General features: G+C 51.7%; 23 protein-coding genes and 3 pseudogenes. 7 read left to right on the top strand and 19 right to left on the bottom strand.

What is annotated here, in order from left to right; all coding sequences use genetic code 11:
* Positions 1-79: 79 nt before the first annotated feature.
* The 10 genes and pseudogenes from J3482_RS12900 to J3482_RS12860 form a co-directional block, all read right to left on the bottom strand.
* Positions 80-1,390, bottom strand: a complete 1,311-nt coding sequence (locus J3482_RS12900; protein WP_236018217.1) for a hemolysin family protein — start codon at positions 1,388-1,390, stop codon at positions 80-82.
* A gap of 50 nt (positions 1,391-1,440) precedes the next feature.
* Positions 1,441-1,764 carry a DUF2653 family protein gene (locus J3482_RS12895; protein ID WP_146823727.1) on the bottom strand — a complete coding sequence of 108 codons (324 nt, stop codon included), beginning with the start codon at positions 1,762-1,764 and terminating at the stop codon, positions 1,441-1,443.
* Between the two features lie 46 nt (positions 1,765-1,810).
* Positions 1,811-4,375, bottom strand: a complete 2,565-nt coding sequence (locus tag J3482_RS12890; RefSeq protein WP_206922498.1) for a sensor domain-containing protein — start codon at positions 4,373-4,375, stop codon at positions 1,811-1,813.
* 130 nt (positions 4,376-4,505) lie between these two features.
* Complete coding sequence (locus tag J3482_RS21850; RefSeq protein ID WP_146823729.1) at positions 4,506-4,598, bottom strand: zinc ribbon domain-containing protein; 93 nt, start codon at positions 4,596-4,598, stop codon at positions 4,506-4,508.
* A gap of 44 nt (positions 4,599-4,642) precedes the next feature.
* Positions 4,643-4,816, bottom strand: a pseudogene (locus tag J3482_RS21845) (transposase); the annotation flags it as partial.
* Positions 4,773-4,892, bottom strand: coding sequence for a hypothetical protein (locus tag J3482_RS21840; protein ID WP_438938621.1), 120 nt, complete (start codon positions 4,890-4,892; stop codon positions 4,773-4,775). The gene J3482_RS21840 and the pseudogene J3482_RS21845, both read right to left, overlap by 44 nt.
* Before the next feature lie 83 nt (positions 4,893-4,975).
* Positions 4,976-5,143: pseudogene (locus J3482_RS12875) on the bottom strand (transposase); the annotation flags it as partial.
* A gap of 135 nt (positions 5,144-5,278) precedes the next feature.
* A complete protein-coding gene (locus J3482_RS12870; RefSeq protein ID WP_206922497.1) occupies positions 5,279-6,373 on the bottom strand; it encodes a pyridoxal phosphate-dependent aminotransferase in 1,095 nt (364 codons plus the stop codon).
* Positions 6,374-6,465: 92 nt separating this feature from the next.
* Complete coding sequence (gene cbiB, locus J3482_RS12865) at positions 6,466-7,443, bottom strand: adenosylcobinamide-phosphate synthase CbiB (protein WP_206922496.1); 978 nt, start codon at positions 7,441-7,443, stop codon at positions 6,466-6,468.
* Between the two features lie 5 nt (positions 7,444-7,448).
* Positions 7,449-8,258, bottom strand: a complete 810-nt coding sequence (locus J3482_RS12860) for an adenosylcobinamide amidohydrolase (protein ID WP_146823733.1) — start codon at positions 8,256-8,258, stop codon at positions 7,449-7,451.
* Between the two features lie 239 nt (positions 8,259-8,497).
* Between J3482_RS12860 and J3482_RS12855 the strand changes: the two genes are divergently transcribed.
* Together J3482_RS12855 and J3482_RS12850 are read left to right on the top strand one after the other, a co-directional pair.
* Positions 8,498-9,301, top strand: coding sequence for a DUF2935 domain-containing protein (locus tag J3482_RS12855; RefSeq protein ID WP_146823734.1), 804 nt, complete (start codon positions 8,498-8,500; stop codon positions 9,299-9,301).
* Between the two features lie 457 nt (positions 9,302-9,758).
* Positions 9,759-11,825 carry a peptidoglycan D,D-transpeptidase FtsI family protein gene (locus tag J3482_RS12850; RefSeq protein WP_146823735.1) on the top strand — a complete coding sequence of 689 codons (2,067 nt, stop codon included), beginning with the start codon at positions 9,759-9,761 and terminating at the stop codon, positions 11,823-11,825.
* 91 nt (positions 11,826-11,916) lie between these two features.
* Here the strand turns inward: J3482_RS12850 and hbs are convergent, their stop codons facing one another.
* The 4 genes from hbs to J3482_RS12830 all read right to left on the bottom strand — a co-directional run bounded on the left by hbs (position 11,917) and on the right by J3482_RS12830 (position 15,015).
* Positions 11,917-12,189 carry a non-specific DNA-binding protein Hbs gene (gene hbs / locus J3482_RS12845; protein ID WP_021297794.1) on the bottom strand — a complete coding sequence of 91 codons (273 nt, stop codon included), beginning with the start codon at positions 12,187-12,189 and terminating at the stop codon, positions 11,917-11,919.
* Between the two features lie 303 nt (positions 12,190-12,492).
* Positions 12,493-13,518 carry a zinc-binding alcohol dehydrogenase family protein gene (locus J3482_RS12840; RefSeq protein ID WP_223204196.1) on the bottom strand — a complete coding sequence of 342 codons (1,026 nt, stop codon included), beginning with the start codon at positions 13,516-13,518 and terminating at the stop codon, positions 12,493-12,495.
* Positions 13,519-13,699: 181 nt separating this feature from the next.
* Positions 13,700-14,521 carry a G1 family glutamic endopeptidase gene (locus J3482_RS12835; protein ID WP_236018216.1) on the bottom strand — a complete coding sequence of 274 codons (822 nt, stop codon included), beginning with the start codon at positions 14,519-14,521 and terminating at the stop codon, positions 13,700-13,702.
* Positions 14,522-14,613: 92 nt separating this feature from the next.
* Positions 14,614-15,015 carry a hypothetical protein gene (locus J3482_RS12830; RefSeq protein ID WP_146823736.1) on the bottom strand — a complete coding sequence of 134 codons (402 nt, stop codon included), beginning with the start codon at positions 15,013-15,015 and terminating at the stop codon, positions 14,614-14,616.
* A 239-nt stretch (positions 15,016-15,254) separates the two neighbouring features.
* Here J3482_RS12830 and J3482_RS21585 point away from each other — a divergent pair, with 239 nt between their 5' ends.
* The gene (locus tag J3482_RS21585) at positions 15,255-15,812 is read left to right on the top strand and encodes a C40 family peptidase (RefSeq protein WP_188332295.1); all 558 of its coding nucleotides are present in this window, start codon (positions 15,255-15,257) and stop codon (positions 15,810-15,812) included.
* A 75-nt stretch (positions 15,813-15,887) separates the two neighbouring features.
* On the opposite strand, the gene J3482_RS12820 is transcribed toward J3482_RS21585, so the two are convergent.
* Both J3482_RS12820 and J3482_RS12815 read right to left on the bottom strand, forming a co-directional pair.
* The gene (locus tag J3482_RS12820; protein WP_223204198.1) at positions 15,888-16,223 is read right to left on the bottom strand and encodes a hypothetical protein; all 336 of its coding nucleotides are present in this window, start codon (positions 16,221-16,223) and stop codon (positions 15,888-15,890) included.
* A gap of 92 nt (positions 16,224-16,315) precedes the next feature.
* Positions 16,316-16,495: a hypothetical protein gene (locus J3482_RS12815; protein WP_146823738.1), complete on the bottom strand. Its 180-nt coding sequence runs from the start codon at positions 16,493-16,495 to the stop codon at positions 16,316-16,318.
* A 494-nt stretch (positions 16,496-16,989) separates the two neighbouring features.
* Between J3482_RS12815 and J3482_RS12810 the strand changes: the two genes are divergently transcribed.
* Positions 16,990-17,373 (top strand): DoxX family protein, encoded by a 384-nt coding sequence (locus J3482_RS12810; RefSeq protein WP_146823739.1) that lies wholly within the window; start codon positions 16,990-16,992, stop codon positions 17,371-17,373.
* A 124-nt stretch (positions 17,374-17,497) separates the two neighbouring features.
* Here the strand turns inward: J3482_RS12810 and J3482_RS12805 are convergent, their stop codons facing one another.
* Positions 17,498-18,562 carry an NAD(P)-dependent alcohol dehydrogenase gene (locus J3482_RS12805; protein ID WP_146823740.1) on the bottom strand — a complete coding sequence of 355 codons (1,065 nt, stop codon included), beginning with the start codon at positions 18,560-18,562 and terminating at the stop codon, positions 17,498-17,500.
* A gap of 326 nt (positions 18,563-18,888) precedes the next feature.
* Here J3482_RS12805 and J3482_RS12800 point away from each other — a divergent pair, with 326 nt between their 5' ends.
* From J3482_RS12800 to J3482_RS20960, 3 genes and pseudogenes are all read left to right on the top strand, one after another.
* On the top strand, positions 18,889-20,058 hold the full coding sequence (locus J3482_RS12800; RefSeq protein WP_146823741.1) for an ROK family transcriptional regulator: 1,170 nt from the start codon (positions 18,889-18,891) through the stop codon (positions 20,056-20,058).
* 285 nt (positions 20,059-20,343) lie between these two features.
* On the top strand, positions 20,344-20,547 hold the full coding sequence (locus J3482_RS12795; protein ID WP_328702701.1) for a diadenylate cyclase domain-containing protein: 204 nt from the start codon (positions 20,344-20,346) through the stop codon (positions 20,545-20,547).
* Positions 20,548-20,559: 12 nt separating this feature from the next.
* Positions 20,560-20,822 (top strand): annotated as a pseudogene (locus J3482_RS20960) (diadenylate cyclase); the annotation flags it as partial.
* A 68-nt stretch (positions 20,823-20,890) separates the two neighbouring features.
* On the opposite strand, the gene J3482_RS12785 reads toward J3482_RS20960, so the two are convergent.
* Both J3482_RS12785 and J3482_RS12780 read right to left on the bottom strand, forming a co-directional pair.
* On the bottom strand, positions 20,891-22,477 hold the full coding sequence (locus tag J3482_RS12785; RefSeq protein WP_146823742.1) for an APC family permease: 1,587 nt from the start codon (positions 22,475-22,477) through the stop codon (positions 20,891-20,893).
* A gap of 258 nt (positions 22,478-22,735) precedes the next feature.
* Positions 22,736-23,191, bottom strand: coding sequence for a hypothetical protein (locus J3482_RS12780; protein ID WP_146823743.1), 456 nt, complete (start codon positions 23,189-23,191; stop codon positions 22,736-22,738).
* Positions 23,192-23,405 lie beyond the last annotated feature (214 nt).

The raw sequence follows: 23,405 nt of genomic DNA, 5'->3' as shown, positions 1-23,405 counted from the left end.
TCCCCCCTCACTTACTACGCCTGCGATGCAAAGCCAGCAGTCCAACATAGTAGATTCGTGCACCAAATGCCCCTATCTGCTAGACGTCGCAAGAATGTTGAGCGCCCAACTTTGTAATACGCACTCGAGAGATTCGACCGTGCTCGGCTCGCTCGACCGTGAAGGTGAATCGGTCGTAATCGACCGCGTCGCCTTGTTCGGGAATTTTGGGCAGGCGGGATCGGATAAAACCACCGATGGTGTCGACATCAACGAAATGAAACTCGATGCCGAGCAAAGCTGCGACGTCATCGATCAGCAAATGGCCATCCACCGAGTAGCCATGGTCTGATTGCACCACAGGGACCTGCTCGTTATCGAACTCATCCTGGATTTCGCCCACTAGTTCCTCAATAATGTCCTCCAAGGTGACGAGCCCAGCCGTACCGCCGTACTCGTCCACGACAATAGCAATTTGTGTCTTATGCTTTTGCATCCGCCGCAACACATCGTGAATTTCTGTGGTTTCAGGGACCTTGAGGATGGGCCGCAGATAATCGTTCACGCTGCCATTGGCATCTCGCACCCGCATATACAGGTCGCGGATATGGATGTACCCGATGATATGATCTTTGTCCCCCTGCGCCACAGGATATCGCGTATGTTCATGATGCTCGATGAGTTGCAAAATGTCCTCGCGGGTGTCGCCGCAGAAGATGGCGATGATGTCGATGCGCGGAATCATGATTTCGCGTGCAACCCTGTCGGAGTACTCGAAGATGTTGTCCAACAACGACATCTCAGTACTGTCGATAAGGCCACTCTTATGGCTTTCGTTCATGAGAATGCGCAACTCGTGTTCTGTATACGCCTCCCCCTCTTCCCCGGATACGTTCATGCCGAGGAATTTAAGAAAAGCATTCGCAGAACCATTGAGCATCCAGATGAATGGATGCATTAGTCTGCCGAGGATGGTCAACACCGGTGCGGAGTTTAGAACCACGGCTTCCGCGCGATGAATCGCTAAGGATTTGGGCGTCATTTCGCCTAAGACAATATGCACGTACGTAATCACCACAAAACTGATGATATACGCAATCGTATCGACGGCGCCCCCTAAGCCTACGCGGGTCAGCGGATGCTCCAACAAGTGAGCGACAGTCGGTTCGCCCACCCAGCCGAGGCCAAGCGATGTCAGGGTAATACCCAATTGGCACACCGACAGGTAAGTGTGAAGATGATTGACCACGGATTTTGCCATTCTAGCTCGCTTATGGCCCTGAATGACGAGTTCATCCACTCGGCTTGAACGAACCTTCACAAGGCCGAATTCTGCCGCCACAAAAAAACCATTGAGAAAAATCAAGACCAAAATCAAAATGATATTCACAATTGCCGACGAACTGTTCAAATATTGTTGCCCCGCGTTGGGACTCCACCTCCGTCAAAAATCGTCATCTGTCATAAGAACTGAACAATCGCATACACGCCTCGATGCTCCGCAAACTGAAGTTCCACGTGAGTCACACCGCTGTCACCACCGCGAAACCGCTCACGGTCCGCAACATATTCTTGAATCGCGTCGATTAGGTCGAGCTGCTGCATAGGTTTCTCCCGGATACCGCGCACAGTAATCTCTGCTCCAAAACCGTCCTCGTCGCTAAATGTCAATTGAACCAACACATCTTGAGGCATGCAGCCCAGTCGATTGGCGATAAAATCACAACATGCATCGGCGATGTCTGGCTCACTCAATTCGAATTCCCGACGGTTTCGTCCAAACATAAAAACTCCTCCCAATGATAGCCCGTCTCATAGCATTCCCCGAAATTCAGTAGATGTGCAACTCGTCGTTCGACAATTTCGTGACAATGTCGTCTGGAGACATCGGTTTCGCCAGCAAGAAACCTTGGATCTCGTCACACCCCTGTGTGGTCAAGAATTCTAACTCATAGGGCGTTTCCACACCTTCTGCCACCACCTGCATGCCAAGACTATGGCCCAACTGAATAATCGCCGTAACAATGTCGGGCTTTTCGTGGTCTCGCACAAAACTCTGATCAATCTTCAGAAAATCGACCGGAAACGTTCGCAATAAGTTAAGCGAGCTATGGCCCACGCCAAAATCGTCGATGGACAACGAAACGCCAATCTCACGCAGTTCCTGAAGCTTAGCGAGGATGTGGTCTTCATCATAATGTTGCATAAGAGCGGTTTCCGTGATTTCAATGTCAATTAACTTTGGATTCACATCGTACGACTCAATCGTTCTCCTCAACCAATCCGTGAAGTCAAGTTGCTGAAAGTGAATCTGTGAGATATTGACACTCACTGGCACATGTAGACCCGCTTGTTCCCAAACGCGAATCTGGCGGCACACCTCGCGCAAGACCCAATCGTCGACGGCACTAATCAGGCCCGCTTGTTCCGCTACAGGGATAAAGTCACCTGGAGAAATCATCGCACTGCGTGGATGTCGCCAGCGAATGAGCGCTTCCAGACCTGTCACCGAGCGGGTCAGCGCGTCAAACTTCGGCTGATAGACCATATAAAACTGATGTTCATCAATCGCATTTTGAATATCGCTTTCCATAACCAAATGGTCGTATGTAACAAACCGCATGTGCGGGTCGAAAGGCTTAATATTGTTTCGCCCACTATTTTTCGCCGTGTACAGGGCAGTATCCACATTGCTCAACAGCGCCTCGACGTCACGCTCTGCTTCGGTCGACAAATACGTGCCAATACTGGCTGTGACGCGCAGGCTGTGTCCATCGATGTGAATCAGTTTGTCGGACAGGCGGAGAATTTGCTGAGCGACCCGCATTACGTCTTTCTCCGTGCGAACATCCGGAACGATAATCGCGAACTCGTCACCACCCAACCGCGAAAACAAAACGCGCCGGTCAAGACAGTCTGACACCCGCCTGGCGTATTCCGTGAGCACCTTGTCGCCGAACACGTGGCCTAGTGTGTCGTTGATCCACTTGAAGCGATCGAGATCGAGAAAAATCAATCCCACCGGCTCTCCCGCCTGTGCAGCCTGCCGCAAGTGATTCATAAAATAGCGGCGGTTTGGCAGCCCCGTTAACGGATCTGTATTCGCCAAGGCGTGCAATTTTGACGCATTCTGATGCCTCGAAATCGCAAGACCCGCTAAATGCGAAAAGGTCCTTAAAGCCTCAATGTCTGCCGCGGTCGGCTCCCGCCGCGTTCGGTAATACAGTTCAAATGTCCCAACCACTTGCTGGTCATCCAACAAAATGGGGATGGCGAAACACGACTGTAGCCCCTCCGACTCGGCCAACGCCCGGTAGTTGTCCCAAATCGAGTCACGCGCAATATCCGTCGTGATAACGAGATCATTATGATACGCTGCACTGCCGCAGCTACTTGAATTTGGGCCTATCGGAATTCCACTCATGGCACTCAAATAAGTCATCGAGAGTTTATCCGATGACGCTGCCGGCAAAAGCGTATCGCCCTCTTCACTGACGAGCATCATGCAGGGAATCGCATCCTCTAAGAGTTCTCCTACCCGATTCGCAATACGCTCAAGCGTGTGTTCGATGTCGTCGCCTGCCGCAATCTCCTTCGATACGGACATTTGCGCCAACAGTAATTTTTCTTTGTAGCGGAGAGCCGTAATGTCCTTGGCAATCCCATAGATTCCGACAATCTCATCGTCGACCACAATCGGCACCGTCGTAATGTTGAGCGCGAGGCGGTTCCCACCGCGATGGATGATGGTCACGTCTTGCTCCCCTGCCTCGCCTTGACATGCGAGCATAAACCGCCGAATGACCGCGTCCAACTCCTGCGGGGCCACCAGCCCATGAAACGGCATACCAAGAAGCATGTCTTGCGTGTACCCAGAGACGCGGACACAAGCCTCATTCACCTCGATGAAGCGCCCATTTAAATCAAGTGCAAACACCGCGTCCGCATTACATGCAAACAGGGAGTTGTAAACCTGCTGGCTTCGGTGTAATTGTGCTTCAATGCGGCGCCGGTCTGTGACATCCTGGGCGCAGACGACGACACACTGCAATTGTCCCGTATTTACCGCGTGCGGGATGACCGTAACTTGCAGCACCAACGCCTCACATGCCTCCCGCAGCCAGCGCCACTGCGCTTCACATACACGAGGCGTCTGACCGTTTCGCAAATCGCGAAGCCACGCTTCCAATTGCAAGCCATCGTGTGGATGCAAATATTGCGATAGTGGCTGGTTCACAAGCACGTGCTTTGAGATTTGCGTGCTGTGAGACACAGACGGCGATACGTCCTGAATATGCCCGTTTATATCCAACACGAACACGAGATCTGACACGTAACTGACAACAGCGTTAGACACATCCTCCAACATAAAACGCAGTGGTCCGTCTGAGGCCATTCTCACCGACTCCAATGATATGTAAATTCGTGACCACTCCCCATGCCTAAAGGCAGGGGCTTCTCAGAACACGCATGACGCAACCGCCTACGTCACGTTCTGAAGGCTCAGTCCAAGCCAAGTAGAAACGCTAGGCTAAAGCACGTTTCAAAATGTTTTGTGCGGCATTCACGTCCCTGTCTTGAACGTACCCACCATGTTCACAACGATGTACACGTTCCAAAACGCATCAACGATGCTTTTGGCAATGTGGTGATTTTTAACCATGTCCAGCACGTTTAGGTTCTCATAAGCGATAAACCCGTATTGATTGACGAATTTTCGTGATACCTTATGTGCGTAGTCTTTGCGTTGATTCGAGATGTGTTCATGCACCTTTGCCAGCTCACGAATCGCTTTACGAAGACGATTGCAACCCTTTCTTCTTCCGTGACACCGCACGTTGTTTCACCCGCAGTTTTCGTTCCGACTCGCGCAGAAACTTCGGATGTTCGTAAAACTCTCTATTCGAGGTGATTGCTAGATGGTTGACGCCTAGATCAATACCTACTGCATCTGTACAAGGAGGCAGTATTCAGTTGAACAGTTCCAACCGTTACAGTACAAATTCGTCCACAAGGACGGCAAGCGGCTCTTTAGACTCTTGAATTCATCTCGCAATATCCTTGATGTATACCCCTTGAGTTGTTTTACTACTTTGTGTATCCCGTTCTTTCTTTCAACAGAATCGACAAGTACTTTACGGCGATGTTTGGGGCAAAAGACTATCGCCTAACGGCGAGCACCTGATGTTCCCCACATCTGAAGCTAGAGGTTTTACGGCGTGAAATATAAGCGTGCCACGCTCTAAGTTCTCCCCCAATCCACTTTGTTCCTTCTATGCGCCACCAGAAATACAAAAATTCACAGCGATTCACAGGGGATGGCGTCAAGCGCAGCGACAACTGCCGTCCACAACAATTGATTGTCCTGATGGCTGCGAATGGCAAAACGTACATACGTGCTGTCGAGCCCGTGAAAGTCGTCGCAAGATCTACTAAGAATGCCGCGCTGGCGCAACGCGTCTTGAACGTGCTCCCGGACATGTGGCGTCGCGAACGAAGCAATAAAAAAGTTGACCTTTGGCACGTGCCAAACCAGGCGCTCATCCGCGCCCCACGTCTGTTGCAAATAGTCGTGCTCAGACGCAAGCCACGTGTGCGTCTCCTCGAGGAATTGCCCATCACAGTAAGCTGCGCACGCCGCGGCCTGGGCGAGCGCGTTGACGCTCCAACCGTCGCGATTCGCTTCAATCCCCCGCACAAAGTCCCGGTGCCCAATGCCAAAGCCAAAGCGAAGCCCGGGGATGGCGTAGATTTTCGTGGCGGATCGGATGACGAATAACCGAGGGTACATACACGCATCAGCGATGGCTGAAAGGCTCGAACTCTGCAGGAGAAAGTCGATGAACGATTCGTCAATCACGACCGTCACCCCCCGCTCGCACCAGTTCAAAGCGCATGTCCGAAAGGTATCCCACGGCCAGACAGTACTGGTCGGGTTATGTGGGGTGTTGATGACGACTAGGTCACCGACCTCTAACCGTGCATCCAGTTCGTCCAGCGGCAAATCCCATGTGATTTGTGTGCGTTTAAGCGACACCCGCTCTATTTGTGATCCCATGCGTTGGGCGATGTCGGCATACTCGGAAAACGCAGGATCTAACACAAACGTCCGCCGCGGGCGCACCGCCCGAAAGACGAGTTCTATCACCTCTGTGGCACCATTGCCGCAGAAAAGTGCGGAAACGTCCACCTGGCAGGCCTGTGCCAGGATTTCTTTCACTGCCTGATGGCGGGCATCTGGATAATGAACAATGCGGGGCATTGCAGTTTCGATGGCCTTTAACACGCCCGCAGGTGGCCCAAGCGGGTTGATATTGGCGCTGAAATCTACGATATTGGCCACATCCATACCACTTGCCGCCGCATACTCGTACACTCGTCCTCCATGTGCCATGTAAACGCTCCTCTATATAATCCTCAACTAGTATTCCGCAATACGCGCCATTCTCACAGCCGTCTCTCCACAATCAGCAGTGACAAACAGGCTCACCGACTGAAGACGGCCACCACGACACCCGCTGCACAAACGGCCGCCGAGAATAACACCCATGACACAGTCGACACCAAGCGCAGGGTAACTCGGATATCAGCAGCTGTCAGTGGGCGCAGGGCGTCACCCATCGTCGCCCGGTTCGAAATGATACCACCGTAGACGTTTTGCCCGCCGAGGCGAACACCTAGCGCCCCAGCGACCATCGACTCTGGGATACCGCTGTTTGGACTTGGGTGCAGATGCGCGTCGCGGCGATAGATACGCCATGCACGGCGCGCCTTGCCACCAGAAAGTGCAATGGCGATGTAGAGGAGGCCCGCGGTAAGCCGCGCAGGGATGTAATTCAGCACGTCATCCAGCCGCGCAGATGCCCAGCCAAAATATCGATAGCGGTCGTTTTTGTACCCTACCATCGAGTCCAATGTGTTCGCCGCTCGATACGCCATCGCGAGCGGTGCACCCCCAATACACCCAAACACGACAGGGGAAACAATCGCATCGACGATATTTTCAGCGAGCGTCTCCACGCACGCGCGGGTGACCTCCGCTTCGTCGAGGTGGGCCGTATCGCGACCGACAATCATCGAAACCGCCTGCCGTCCAGCGCCAATGCCTTCGTTGTGCAAGGCGTCATAAACCGACTTACCTGCCTGTACCAAGCCGCGCCAGGCAATCGTCGTCGAAATCAGCCACACATTGACGACCACGGCCAACCAGGGTGAGATGAGGTGCAACAAGATCATCAGCAACCAACAAAGACCACCTGCCCCGAGTACGGTCACCGCCGTCAAGAAAACGCCAAGTGCGCGAGTGGGCAAAGGGCGCTCTGGTTGCTGATTCCACGCGCGGTCCGCCCATGCAATCCACTTTCCGATAATCACGACCGGATGGGGGATACGAGGCGGATCCCCCAAAACACAATCGGCCAGCATCGCCGCTCCCGTCAACAGACAGGGATTGACCCACTGCATGTAAATTACGACCTCCCTGTCACATTGCGAAAATTGACGTCTTCGACACACCTTGCGACGCTCGACAGTTGCAGTCGAGCGCGATATTTCGCGCCGGAATCGAGAACGCCATGATAGACGGTCTGCGCCAGCGCCTGGCCAAACGGCGTCGCAAGCCCCGTATACGTCACCTGGTGCGCCTTCGCAAACTTATCACAGCCGATGACGATGGCGTCTGACGTCGTGCCCGTCGCCCAGTTATTGGCTGAGCGCGTTCGCACGCCCAACGCCACAAGCGCAGCGGTTTTCGCCTCTGTAGCAGTCATGACAGCATTGACCAAAGCCCCATCCGTCAGCCAACCGTGGACGACGCTGATGATGTTGATAGTTCCCACTGTCCGCACACACTGTCTATCGTCAGGTCGACCATCCGACAAAAAATCTGCAACACTCGCCGCATTGCGAAAGCCACACGTGACGACCGTCAGGATATCCCAACCCTCTCCCTTTGCCACGACATAACTCGCGTCGGCGAGGCGAACAGCCGTCATCAAGGCTAGTGCATCGTCCGGATGAATCCCACGTCGCTCTAATCGCGATGCGATATCATTTTCCGGGTCAGTGCGCGCGTAGTCCGCCTCCACTTGAAAGTTCAATACGTGGTGGCTATCGCGCAGCCCCGCCCCCAACACTGCCGAACTCAGTACGCGCAGTGGTTGTTCCGCTGCAAGATGCAATGCATCCGACTCTATGTCAATATGAACTCGACCAGGTTCCCACCAATTGGGTGCCATCTGCCCAGGCTGTGGGGCAAGAAAAGTCCAGTTGTTTTGCAACGCCGTCTCCTCCAACCCACTCGCGCTGCATTTGTTGGCGCCTGCAGCACAGAACTCTGGCCATTGTAAGCAAATTCGCCCGCATTCGTGCTCACCCCAAAAAGTGTGGTGCTTCTCATTCTAGCACGATTGCACGCCCTAGAAACGCTCACGAGCGCGGTTTTGCAACCTCCTCTCCCTGTCACCGGCCTAGCCGGCAAATCATAGGCTAGTGCTGACGAATGGAGGGCGATACACAAATGGAATTCGTGCAGGCAGCGCTGTTTGAACACCGCTTTTGGTTACAAGTTTTAGGCGATCACGCCCGTTTCTTTTACACCAGCCTCGCGCCGAAAGAAGAGAAGGAAATTCGCGACGCAATCTATTTCATAAACCGATTTGACCGATTGCTTGACGTGGCGAAGATGGACGATGCGGCCAGCGCACTCCCAGACATCAACCAACGCGCCTACCGCTACGCAAACAAGTTGCGCGCTTATAAGCTTTCCATTCTCGAACGCCACCTGGTCGGCCGCATCTCCATCAGCTTGCCGCCGACGTTTTTGAACCATATGCTCAACGAAATTGACGAATATCTGCGCATCCTTCAGTATTTGTGTGCGGGTCAGGTGCCCCCTTTGCAAAACCCCGTGCACCACCACCTGATCTGGCTTCAAGACGCCTACGGACACGCTGGAACCATCACACAACAGGTCGACCCGTCGCAAAAACAAACCTCCGCCAAGAGCGAGGCGTTTCGCAAACAATTTGAAACCTACTACCTAAAAGCCGTCGAATTCGCCGGATTCCTGCGCACACAATTGACCGACTTTCCAGCACTTGCAAAGTTCAACCTTGACGTTGGCCTCGAAATGAAGCTATTTTCAGAGTTCCTAGGCGAAATCAAGAAATTGCGTCTGTCCGACGAACAGTTGGGCATTCTCGAACCGCTACTTCCAGACCACATGGCACGTGAAGAATGTTATTACCTGCTCAAACTGGCAGAAGTGACAGACCTCGAGACGCCCCACTGTGATCCCACTGCCCCTCGCATACAAGCGTAGGTAGCGGCTCCTCATGACGACGCCCATGACATGGGCGTCAGCAAGTGGAGCAGATGATAAACAGCGGGATTAAGGACATAGATTTTAAACGGTTTTCGACAAATCTCTCAATTTCTCGATTCTATTCTCCAAACTGATTCATCGGACGGCTATAATAGAAAGAGCATTTCTTCACGGGTTCACCGCAGCTGAAAATGCACCGCAATTTCCCTGAAATGGTCGCGGGTAAACGGCTTCCAGATGTCATACGGGAATGAGATCATTTCCCGTTGAAACCCTATGGTTTTTAACGGACACTGGTTATGTCGTCGCGGAAATCAATCATAGGCATCAGCGTGTGCCTTTTTTATGTTTCTTCCGTACAAGCCCAATCCCACATTGCGTCTAGGGCTGCACTTCCGAAAATACTGGTGGTCGGTAAACTTCTCCCGACGCGCCCACGACGAGGTATGGTTGCATGAATCAGGATAAGCCGAAAAAAATGAAAAAAATGCTCCGCATCAACACCGTCTACTTCATTATTTTCTTGTCATTTACCGGGCTCATCTTACGCGGGGCGTACGTTCAAATTGTCAAAGGACCCACGTTTCGCAACGCCGAAGTCAATACACAATTTGTACGCGTAGCGGAAACGCCACAGCGCGGGTGGATTTACGACGCCAATGGCCAGGTCTTGGCTTGGGATACGCCATCCGATACCATCGTGCTCGACAATTTTACGTCGATTCCAAAAACCACGTTACACAAGGTAGCAAACGAATTGGCGCCCGTGTTAAACAAGACGCCGCAAGCTTTGTATCACACGATGACAACAGACAAAACCGACTTGCAGATTCCCTTGCAAACCAACGCGACTAAGAGTCAAATCGCGTACGTGGTTGAACATAAGTCGGATTTGCCCAACGTGGAAATCACGCAGACGTATCAACGTCAATATCCAGAAGGGGATTTGGCAGGCCAAGTCTTAGGCTACGTCAGTAGCATCACAGCCCAAAATAAAAATCAGTACTTGAAAAAAGGTTACATTGTGAGCCAAAAAGTTGGTACGACAGGCATTGAACAGGAATACGAATCAAAGCTTCAAGGAAAACCTGGTGAAGAACTGTTGACGGTAGATCCTTCGACCGGCACAGTCCAGACGGTCGGCTCGGCACCAGCGGCGACACCTGGAGACAACCTCCAATTGACACTCGACGGTCACATGCAAGCCGAAGCACAGAATATCATTATGAACGATATCAACAGTTCGGATAACAAGAGCTTAATCACCAACGCAGCGGCGGTCATGCTTAACGTCAAGACCGGCGGTGTCATATCGATGGTGAGTTACCCATACTTGAACCCAAACTGGTTTACCAGTGGCAAGCCCATGACAAGTGCACAAGTAAACTACCTGGAGAATTCAGGGGCCCAGTTGAACAATGCGATACAGGACATTCAAAACCCCGGTTCAACAGTGAAACCGGCAAATTTGCTCACCGCGTTGAAACAAGGCGCCATCACCCCCGATTACACGTTGGACGACGAGGGCGGGTTGTATATCGGCAAAACTTGGTTGAACGAGGATGAAGGCATGCGGTTTGGCTGGCTGGATCCCATTCACGCCATCGCAGTCTCCAGTGACGTCTTCTTCTATGAAGTTGGACTCCGACTCGGAAAGTGGTTTGGTAGCAGTTCAGTCAGTGGGGGTAGCTATCCGCCGAGTGACGGCAGCTACCAACACTATTTAAACACCGACTTCGCGAAGGGTATCAACGCGCTCTTCCAAGGCGAGTGGGATTTCGGATTGGGTCCGAAGACGGGCATCGACTTGCCAGGTGAGGAGCCAGGGCAGTTTTATATCTACGACACAAGTAAGGAAAAAGAAATTCCGTACGACCTGCAGGCGAGTGAAGCGTCAATTAAAAAGACCGGGGAGTACGCCAACAACGGCACCCCCGCCAGTTTGGCAGAAGCAGGCATTGGACAATCGCAATCGTTCACGACCATGCAGTTAGCCGAGTACGCAATGACCCTCGCAAACAACGGCAAGAAATTGCAGCCACATTTGCTGGACAAAGTGTATAGCCCAACAGATACGCCGACGAACGGAGCGAAGCCTTTGTCGACCGTGAAGACAAAAGTGACTGGGCAAGTGGGCGGGTCGCAAACGTATTACGATTTGATTAAGCAAGCGATGTACGAAGTGACGACAGGTGGCGAGGACGCGACGGCAGACGGTTTGTTCACCGACGCACCGTACAAAGTCGCTGCAAAGACGGGTACTGCACAAATCACGATTCACAACCAAAAGACGGACAACTCGGTGTTCATCTGTTACGCACCGCTTGACCATCCACAAGTGGCGATGGCGATTATGATTCCCGGCGGTGGTTATGGTGCATCGCTGGCCGGTGTTATTGCACGCCAAATGCTCGATGCATACTTCGACGAACACCACGCATCATTTATGCCGAAACAGGATTGGACGAACACGAAGATTCCATCCAACTGGTTGTCCTCCCCCGCCAACCAATTGCCGTGAGCTGGCTGACGGTGTAAACGCCAAAAGGGCAGCGAGCACGAGGAACGTTCCTCGAGGCTAGCTGCCCTTTCTTTCGTAAAGCCTAGTCGATTTACTTTACTTTTTCTTTCAAGTTGTTGCCTGGTTTGAATGCCGGAACGGTAGACGCCGGAATCTCAATGACTTCCCCAGTTTGTGGGTTGCGACCGGAGCGAGCGGCGCGCGCGCGCGTCTCAAATGTGCCAAAGCCGATGATTTGCACCTTTTCGCCAGCACTCAACGCTTCCTCGATGGTCTCAAAAATCGCGTTGACCGTTGCTTCGCTATCCTTCTTGGTCAGGCCAGTCTTTTCTGCTGTCTTGTTAATCAAATCTTGCTTGTTCATCTAAACAACCTCCTGCAATGAATACGTATTAGTGCTGCAGTTTTCCACTGTTCCCGTGATTTTCACGATCCAATTGCGTGCAGTGTATCATGATCCGGGCTTGTACACAATCTCTTCCTTGTGTAGCCTAAACACGTGGAATGTCACAGGCGTGCCCGGGTTGCATAAATATGCGTCCGGGCTCTTCTGTGTCTCGTGATGCTAACAGCATTATGGTCAGTACATCACGATACTATACCACGGTTCCCATAAAAAATTTGTACCGCGGCTAGAATTGTTCAACCCGGCCACACCTCGGCCCCATTAAAAGTGCTCCAGCACAATCTTCCCAATGGTTGACCCCGACTCTATCATGGCATGCGCCCGCCGTAGATTTTCCGCATTAATCGGCGACAGCACATCGGTCACAGTCGTCTGAATCTGACCCGAATCAATGAGTTTCGCCAATTCATTTAGGAGATGGTGCTGTTCTATCATATCATCCGTTTGAAACATTGCGCGGGTAAACATGTACTCCCACACATATGTACCGCTCTTTTCCTTCAGCAAGTTCAGATTCAAGTCTGACTTTGCTTCGACGATAGAGCAAACCATACCTTGCGGTCGAACCGCCTCTGCCATCTGACCCCAATGCGCCTCCGTGGCGTTCAAGCAAAAAACATAGTCCACATGCTCAACACCAATCGCCTTGAGCTGTGGGACAAATGGCTCGTAATGATTGATTACATAATCTGCACCGTGGTCTTTGACCCACTGGCTTGACTGCTCGCGTGACGCAGTACCGATGACGGTCAAGCCCACCAATTTTGCCAACTGCGTCGCAATCGAACCCACGCCGCCAGCCGCTCCGACGATGAGTATGCTGCGCCCCTGATTGTCGGCTGGTTTGCGGGAAATGCGAAGGCGGTCGAACATGCCCTCCCACGCCGTGATGCTCGTCAACGGCAACGCAGCAGCCTGTGCAAAACTCAAGGAGCTTGGCATCCGCCCAACAATCCGCTCATCCACCACATGATAAGCCGAGTTCCCACCTTGACGTGTAATGCTTCCCGCATAATACACCTTGTCTCCTGGAGCAAATAGCGTACAGTCCGGTCCTACAGCATGGACGACACCTGCCACATCCCAACCGAGGATCTTCGGTTGCGATTCCACCTTATCCTTTGGCGCACGCACCTTGGTATCGACTGGATTCACGGATACCGCCTTCACCTCAACCAAGATATCTCGCCCAGTCGGGACTGGCATCTCGACTTCGAGGTCAATCAGACTTTCCTCATCCGTAATGGGCAGATATCGATACAACCCAACTGCCTTCATCGTCTGCATATATAACCACCTCCGTTGGAGCATCTGCCCATATCATGCCGGAAAGCGCGCACCCGTTGCAAGGCATTTAGCAGGCGGGCAAAAAACCCGCCCCTCACCACAGAGTGAAAAGGCGGGCAAAAAGACGGGTATTGTCACACGCGTGCTGCGCGTTCACAAGTTCAGCGCAATCGCTGAGGCATCAGGTACTCGGCGCGGACGGCTGCGTCGCCCCGTATGCGATGTTAAAATCATTGCCATTGGGGCCAGGTGCAGACGGCGTGGACAGTTGCTGGTTCCCCTGTACCAACACACCTGCTTCGCTAATTTGTAAATTCGGGTTTGCACCATTTACTGTAATGTTGGAAAACATCACTTGACCATAGTTGGCCAGAATAGTAATCGATCCGTTGACCTCCGGCGCCTCTTCAATCCACTCAACTGACGTTTGCGGTCCAGTGTACTGAATTCCATTCTTCAAAAATGTCCAGCCGCGCGTCTGGTTGGCCAATTGAATTTGCCATGTCCCATCCGCTTGTTTGGCGATAGCCGCCGTCATCATGTCTCCAGCGGAAACCGGATATTGCACTGGGTCAATTTCGGTTTCTGCCACCGGTAAAATCTCCCACCAAGCGTAATATTGAGGCTTTCCATTCACGATATTCTGAGCGGTGCCCGTTTGAATCAGGTTGCTGTTGTTAAACCCATCAATCCCAATCCACGTAGCTGAATATGCGTCCATCGACGACTGTCCGCCCCCGCCAAACAGCCAGGAGAAGAGGCGACCCAACCATCCCCAACCAGACGGCGCGGGGCTTGTCGGCGTAGCTTGCACAGCAGGAACCTGCCACGACGCAGAGACACTCTGATATGTCCCATTGGTGTCACTCGCAATCGCATACCCAGACCAATTTGAAGAGGACCATCCAAACAAAGCCGCCTGGATGGTCGCCGACGCATCCATTGGACGCGGTGTACGCCTATGCTTGCGCGTGAAGTGCGGCACATGCTTGAGATTTGCCATCAGACATTGACCTCCTTGTCTCACATCTCGTGTAGCGTATGAGTAGTGAGACAAGGCTGTCGCCGACATTCACCAGGGGACAAACGCGCGATTTAGCCGGCTTGATACTTATCTAAATCCGCCTTCAGTTTAGCCAACGCCTTGGACAAGTCGCCGGCTGCCCTGGCGGGTGCCCCTTCGGCATTCATCGCATCATCCAGGGCAACCACCGTCGCGGCATCCTGGTACAACACCGCATTCGGCGTTCCCTGCGGACTGTTCTGGCCAATATGCTCAATTTTGTTCAACTTATCATCGAACTGCGTGTCCTTATTTTGGCTCACAGCCGTCTTGACACTCGTATAAATATCCTTGCAAGTCGCATACACCTGCGGATTCAATGTGGTCGATCCGGCCGTTTGCGCCGTATTGGCATCCGCCAAATGGTTGAGTTGCCCACAGCCGCCCAACGTTAAAACGACTGCAGCAGACAGACATAACGCCTTTATATTCACATGGACTACCTCCAAAAACATCGTCCTATCTAGTGTACCGCAGGAGTGCGCCTCGTCCAATTTATCCAAACGAGGCGCCACGAAGTTGTGACATTTATTTTAAACCACGCCCAAGAAACAGGAATATGACTCGAATAGGTAGTATACATTGGGGAGCGAGATGGAGTGGAATTTATTCTTGTTGAATTATGAGGAATCCCAAATCGACCTTATCATCAGCAGGAAAGCGGGGACAAACCGTGAAAACCGGGTATAAAATGGTTGCCAGCGGGATGCTGGGTGGTTCCGTCGTGGCTGTTGCGGCAGTCATCCTAAACATCTGGGGACCTTTCTCTTCGAAGCACCAGTCGGCACCCCAACCTACAGAACCGGTAGTCAAAAACACGACAACAAGTCCTGTATCAAATGTAATCATCAAACTCGTTCCTACAAAGCCCGGCAACATGCAGAAGCAAAACCAGGTGTACGCGGCTGTACAAGAGGCGCTTGCCAACCCTAGTAGCATCTCATTGGATGCATCTGGATTTGTGCAATACATATTCGGAAAAGCCGGCGTTCAACTGCCGCGAACCATCGCGGAACAGGCCCAAGTCGGTACCATGATTGCACGTTCGCAGTTAGAGACGGGCGACCTCGTTTTTTATAATCTCTACGGGCAAAATGGAACGGCAACATTCGACGGCATTTATATTGGGAACCAACAGTTTGCAGCCGTGACAAGTCACGGACTCATGACGGTCAACATGAATGACAGCTACTGGTCGAACAAGTTTTTGTACGGACGCCGCGTGTTGTAAGACGGGTTAAACAGATAAACGTTCAACCGAGAACCGCCTTGGTGCAGCGGCTCCCGGTTGAACGCCCCCTATCACCTATTGTCGAAAGCCAGAACTCTGCCCTGCATACGGCTGCGAAACCCCGGCAACCACCTGCATGTGTATCACCTGTTCCATCTGATTACACGCTTGTTCGACTTGCCGCATCTGTTCCATAACGGTTTGATGCCCCTGTAACACTTGGCCTATCATCTGGGCCGCTTGATGTTCACGCTGTGCCAACTGCTCTAAGGTTTGCGCGTTCTGAAGTTCCTGTTGCATCATTTGTTGATAGCGCTGACTAGATTGTTGCGTCTGTTGCATCATGTGCTGCGCAATCTGGCGACATTGGTTCAACTGTGCGCTCATACTCTGCATTTGGTGACCGTACATTTAACCACTCCTCATGATGTCCTGTCATGTAGGCCGTATGCCAGGCCAGGCCAGCCTGTTGCATATCCCGGCGCTGTTGCATAAAATTCACTTTACGATTCACTCGGGTCATACTCGTCGTACTTCAGTTTGGTGACCTTTGTCATATTTTCCTCCGCGATTTCCTCAGGAGTCGCTTCCGCGTCTAACCCCTTCACACCATCTAACCCAGGAGCTAAACGTGGCTCGTGGGGGTTTGGCGCGGCATATTGATCCGGCCTCTTGTGTTCCAAACTGCTCCCTCCTTATCCCTTACGCTGGGACCCCCTTATTGTCAGTCGGAAGTCAGCTGACTATCCATTCGAGAGAAGACGGTGTCCCGGTTTTCGCCGCAGGAGCTAAAAAGTGTATATGTAATTTAGCGGCCTTCACACCATCCTATAAGCAGAAGGAGCGTGGTGGATAATGACCGTGCGACATGCAGACTCCAACAAACGTAAAGGCAACGACATGACGCTAGCGCTCAGCGGACCTGACAATGTGAAATTTGACAAACGGTACCACGTTCAAACGGAAGCAACGATGCAAATGATGATGAAAAACACTCGCAAACAACAAGGCCTTTCCAACGAAAGTCCCACGCAAACTCCTCACAGCTGACCAGTCCAATTGGACTGGTTTTTTATAAACGCCACCATGAAAACGGGATTGACGATACTCGAAATATGTACTATTATTCAATTCGTGACTTATATTTAGTAAGTTTATATATTAAGGAGTGTAAAAGTTGAGTGTAGGGTTACTTATTATTCGTATTGTTATAGGCGTAACATTCGCCGCGCATGGCTCACAGAAATTGTTTGGCTGGTTTGGCGGGCCCGGACTAAAAGGAACCGCCGGCTGGCTCAATTCACTTGGCATCAAGCCCAGTACGCTAGCGGCACTACTCGCTGGACTGGGAGAACTGGTGGCGGGTCTTCTGTTTGCACTCGGTCTATGGCTGCCAATCAGTGCTCTACTGTTCATCATCACGATGGGTGTGGCCATTCTCACCGTCCACAATAAAAGTTATTGGGCAACCCAAAACGGGTTTGAATACCCATTGGCACTCATAGCAGTTGCCGTTGGCGTGGCGTTCATTGGTCCAGGCGCCTATGCGATTCATATCTAAAAATTACAGGAACGCGGGGCACCCTCGCGTTCCTGTTCACATAGATGTAACGTGTAGATGTCCTGTTCTTCATCGCTTTACACAATTCATCGGATTGGCGTTTCTTCATACGCATCCTCATTACTCAGTCGTTTGGATAAACCATCACTTTCAGACTGCCGCTTCGATTGGTTCGCGCGCGCTCCATGGCCTCCTGCGCAGCCACGAGTGGAAACCTGTCCGTCACAATGCTTTTTACGTCAGCGATACCAGAAGACAAAATTTGAATGCCGCGTGCATACGTATTGGCATATCGAAAAACGCCGTAAATGTCGATCTCGTTATCGACAATCGACGGAATATCCAACGCGATATCGTCTGTCGCTGGCAAACCGACAATCGCCACTTTTCCTCCCCGCCGCGCACTCGCCACACTTGCTCGCAACGCCTCTGGATTCCCGGCAGTTTCCAACACAACATCGACGCCCACTCCATCTGTCAACCTTCGAATCGCCTGCACAGGATCTTGATTGCGGACATTTATCGCAAAAGATGCGCCAAGATGCATCGCCGCCTTCAATCGAATCGGCTCAAGGTCGGTCACAATAATGGTCTTAGCGCCACACGCCCGAGCGGCCACCACGGTCATCAACCCAACGGGACCGACGCCCATAATGGCAACAGTATCCCCCGGTTTGACACCTGCTCGCGTAACCGCCTGGATGCCGACGGAAAACGGTTCATTGAGCGCTGCTTCTTCAAACGATACATGCGGCGGAATGGCAAACACATTGTCCTGACGGACACAAATATATTGCGCAAACGCGCCATTGACTGGCGGTGTCGCAAGAAACTGGACATCTGGACACAGATTGTAACGTCCTTGTCTGCACGCATCGCATTTTCCACAGACGACACCAGGTTCAACAGCCACTCGGTCCCCGAGTTGAAATTTGGTCACCCGTTCCCCAACTTGAACGACAACCCCTGCGCATTCATGGCCGAGAATCAAGGGCTGCTCAACGACATATCGACCAATTCTCCCATGTTCGTAATAATGGACATCAGAGCCACAGACACCAACGGCCATCACTTGTACAAGGACTTCATCCGCTCGCGGGGACGGAACCGGCACAGTGTCCACGACGATTTCAAAGGGTTGTTTCAACACCGCTGCCTTCATCGTGGTCGGTAGGGTTGCGGTTTGCATAGTTGGCGTCACACTCCTCTTCATTCAGCACTCACACATAAACTTCACATCTACGAGTGCGGCACCTCACGCAGATGAAGTCGCACTGCTCCATTTTTGGAAAACCTGATAATATCCAGACTCAATTCACTTGAAGTTTCAGCAAACGAGTAGGACAATGATTACGGTTTCATAAGTGTATATATATTATCAAAAAATTCAATATAACTCAATTGTAAGTTCATTGCGTTGGTTCGCAGTGCCATTGGAAAAAGGAAGCGTTCCGCCGGACGTGATATAATCAAGAAATTCACTGACCGATAACTATTGTGAACAGGGGTATTTTTGTGACAAGAACTGGAGACCAAACATATATCAAAAATTTAAACCGCTCGATTGTATTAAACCTTCTTCGCTTTCAAGGTCCGCTGTCTCGCGTCGAGCTCGCCCGCCGAACTGGTCTGACGAAAGCGACGATTTCCAGTATGGTCGATGAGCTTATTTCAGAAAACTACGTATTAGAACTAGGCCAAATGCCGTCCAACAGCGTGGGGCGTCGACCCGTCCAACTACAGTTCAATCCAAGCGTAGGTAGCGTGATTGGCGTGGAGTTAGCTGTCGACTTTATCAAGGTTCTGTTGCTGGATTTATCTGCACGCGTAATCGCCTCGCACGAAGAAGCCATCGAAGATACGCAAAATCCGCACGAGGTCATTCATCAAATGTCATCCATGATGACTTCCCTGATTGCAAATGCCCCTACGTCGCCACTCGGTGTGATTGGAGCTGGGATTGGCATTCCCGGGCTCGTCGATTCCGCACGCGGCATCGTCCTAAATGCGCCGAACCTGGGGTGGAAAAACATCGAACTCTGCTCCATCTTAGAGGAAGCCTTACAGATTCCTGTCGTCCTCGACAACGAAGCCAATGCCGGTGCGATGGGAGAGCAGTTGTTCGGTGCCGGGAAGGGCGTTGCCAACATGGTGTACGTCAGTATCGGAACAGGTATTGGTACTGGCATTATCCTGAACAATCAGTTGATCAGAGGGCAAGGGGGGATTGCTGGCGAGTTCGGTCACATGACCATTGACCGGAATGGCCCAAAATGCTCCTGTGGAAACCACGGCTGTCTCGAAACGTACGCTTCAGAAAAAGCCATGATTGAGCATTTTCAACGCCTGACAGGGATACGACAACCGTTTACACAAATTGCAGCGCTCGCCGCGTCCGGCGACACAAACGCGAATCTCGCCATTGAAACCGCCGCCAACTACCTCGGCATCGGTATTGCCTCCCTGGTCAACGGGTTAAACCCAGCGCTCGTCGTGATTGGAAACCGTGTGGGCCCAGCGGCTGATCGACTGATTGAAACAGTTGACAATACCGTCCGCGACCGCAGTTTCACCGAGCCATACTCCCCAGCGAGTATCCGCAACAGCTCACTTGGCCATTTAGCTTGTGCCATCGGCGCCGCATCGCTCGTTCTACATGAACACTTCTCCGGCCCACAAGTGTAGCCAGTGCGCAGGCGCGCGTGGGCAAGGCTGTGCAAGACACAGAGACGCCTGTGCACGCCCAAGCGGGCGAGCGCGGAACCAGGCCCTAAGACACTGTCTTGGAAAGAAAACACCCCTTCGTACTGCAGCGATTTCGGTACATACGGGGTTGACTTCGAACCGTCGTCGCCTTCGCGCATCTCCAGTCTGATCTCGTCACTTTTTCGGAGATTGCCAAGTTCGAAATGGAGTTCAAACTTTTTATAGAAGACATAAGCCCTCACAGAGAGTATCAGCCCTTACCAAGTGGGCAGGACAAAATTGAGTGTGTTCAACACAGATTTCGGAGGGAAGATTGTGACCAAGACGACACACCCAACGTATTCGCTACCCGATGCCGTTAAATCGGAACTCAAGCAACAAATTGGGATTGTTCGGCGTGAAATAGATGACTTATTGAATCGCTTAAATCGCAATGATCATTGTATTTTATGTGAATTCGAACGATAGCCTCATCCACTCGGGGTTGCCATTGGCGCGACGCTCACCAGTTCCTTGTTAGAATCTATCTTTTATCCAGGCGGACCACTCCACGACGGCGCCGTACTGGTGCGAGAAAATCAGATTATCTCCGCAGGCAACGTGCTGCCGTATCCAATGTCGCGATGGGAGAAACCAAATTGGGTACGCGTCATCGCGCTGCGCTTGGTCTATCTCAGCATAGGGATTCCCTCGTGCTGGTCATTTCCGAAGAAACCGGGACAACGTCCTTCGCCTTCGGCGGAAAATATTCCTGTTCACCGCGTCCGACGGCACGGTATAAAAAAGGGAAGAGCGTCGTCGCCCTTCCCTTTTATTTCAATGTCTCCATCACGTGTGCCGTTGCATCGTCCGTATCTGCGTCGACGTCAAAATTCGGATTCGGTACAGCAGAGTAGACACCCCAATAATACGCGCCAAACGACATCAGAATCACGACAATTTGATCCCACGGCGTCGGCAGAATATTGGTACCACCAAATGTCGTGCCACCCAAATACGAGACGACCATCATTACCGCGTAATAGACGACTAGCCACCATGAGGATTTCAACTGCTGCCCGAACGAGACCTGTGCGCTCGGCGCCAATCGGTTAAAGATGAGGTACAATACCCAAACAATCAGCTGCATGCCAATCAACAGCCTATCCGTCTGCCACCCCGACCAATAAATAATCAACGATGCAATGACGAACGAAATAGGCGAAATGATACCCATTCCCGCTAATCGAAATGGCCGCGCAAGATTAGGAGCTGTCCGTCGAAATGCGTGAGCCGATACTGGACCAAGGATATACGTGAGCACGGTCGCCGACGACACCACGCCGACCAGCTTACTCCACGATGGGAATGGCAATGTGAAAACAATCGCCATGACGAGCGCCAACCACAACGCTGGACGCGGAACTCCCGACTTGTTGTCCACCTTCGCAAACAACTGGAAGAACGTCTTCGTGCGCGCCCAGGCGAAAATGACACGGGCCGTCGCAGACAAATAGATGTTTGCCGTACCACTCGGAGAGACAATTGCGTCCGCCAAAATGACGGTCGACAACCAGCCCAACCCAAGTGCCGCGGCCAAATTCGCAAACGGCGACGTAAACTGTACCCCTGCCCATCCATGTGTCAGGAATTTACCAGGAAGCGCCCCAACAAAGGTCACTTGCAACAGCACGTACAGCAGCGCGCTACCAAGCACGGCCAACATAATGGCAATAGGGACATTGCGCTGTGGGTTTTTCGCCTCCCCGGAGAACCCAACGGCTTGCTGAAAGCCTAAGAACGCAAAGATAATACCGGCTGTAGCCACGGCTTTTTCAATTCCAGAAAAACCGTACGGCGCAAACCCATGTGAAGAAAAATTCACGGTTTTCATATGTGTCAACAACACGATGACCGTTAAGATAGGTACAATGAATTTGATGATTGTAATGATGGTGTTGGCTTTACCAAACAAATTGACGCTAAAGAAATTAAGCGCAAAAAAGATCAACAACAACACCAATTGCACAAACCAACCCAGTAACGTCGGGCTGTCGGATCCTAATGACGTCCACCAAGTATCCATGTATTGTCGCATGGCCTCTGCCTCGATACCTGCAACGCTCGCAAAGGCGATGAGCGAGGCAAACCCGAGTAAATACCCCACCAACGGCCCGTGGGAGTACTCTGGGTAGCGAACCGTACCGCCTGTCCGCGGCAGTGAACCGCCAAGTTCCGCGTAGACAAATCCAAGCAAGGCAACGGCCACCGCGCCAATAATCCAAGATATCCAAGCGGCAGGTCCAGCAATTTCACCCGCTCTTTGAGAGGCAAAGAGCCAGCCGGATCCGATGATGGAACCAAGCCCAATAAATGTGAGATCAACAAGTCCGAGTTGCTTTTTAAACTTCCCCTGCAATGAATGTTCTCCTTTCAAAACCACACAAAACTAACACTCCAAAAGCATTAGTTGCCTTATGCAATATGTTATCCAGGACAGTAAATTTTGCGCACCACAAAGTGATGCAAATTGTTCCTTTTATGTAAATTTCGAAAAGTCACTGCGTCAACGAATGACGTTCCGCACCGACTCTATCCATCCACCTCATCAGATAGCAATGACGTCGTCACCTCCTTCATTGAACGCTTTACGCCCTGACCGGCACCGCGTACCGGCCTATTGACGGCGGACATTAAGCCAATCTCTCAATATGATACCCATCCCTACTCCGACGAAGGCCAGCAACATTGGAAGCCACATCGGCCCTAGTAGCACTCCACATATTTTTACCACGGGGGAATAGATAACCCCAACGGTACCCAAATAGGCTGGCAAGACGAAAGGAAGATACCCGTACGGCACCAAATTTCCTCCTGCATCCCGGTATGCGTCCCATATCGCGTACATATAGACACAGGGATAAAACATGAGCCATTGAAAGTTCACCACGGCTACCGCAGCCGATGGGCGCCCCAAAAAGCTTAGCATAATCACCTCGTTGAGGTGTGCATGAAGATTGATAAGAAATTCGAACGCAATGAATAATACACCTTTTAGGTACTTGCCGTTAAGTAGTTGTCCAAATCCGGGGATTGCGATACTCCACAAGATGCGTTCGATGGATTGGCTCATATGAATAGGTCGCTCTTGAACTGCCAGATTCCCATGTGCCCGCTTGGGCATTGTCCATCCCGATAGGTCCCCAAATCATTCAAACATACACCGACTTCCATAACGGCCTCACACCCTAGTTCATATTTTTTAAGGCTATTGTGGCTTCGGCAAAGAAAGTTATGCTCTGAAACCTGTGGTGGACCTTGACATATTTTTGTCAATCGGCTATAGG

Source organism: Alicyclobacillus suci (genome assembly GCF_017329615.1).
In the GTDB taxonomy this organism is placed as follows: domain Bacteria; phylum Bacillota; class Bacilli; order Alicyclobacillales; family Alicyclobacillaceae; genus Alicyclobacillus; species Alicyclobacillus suci.
Note: the sequence above shows the minus strand (reverse complement) of the source record. Positions and strands in the feature narration are given on the sequence as shown.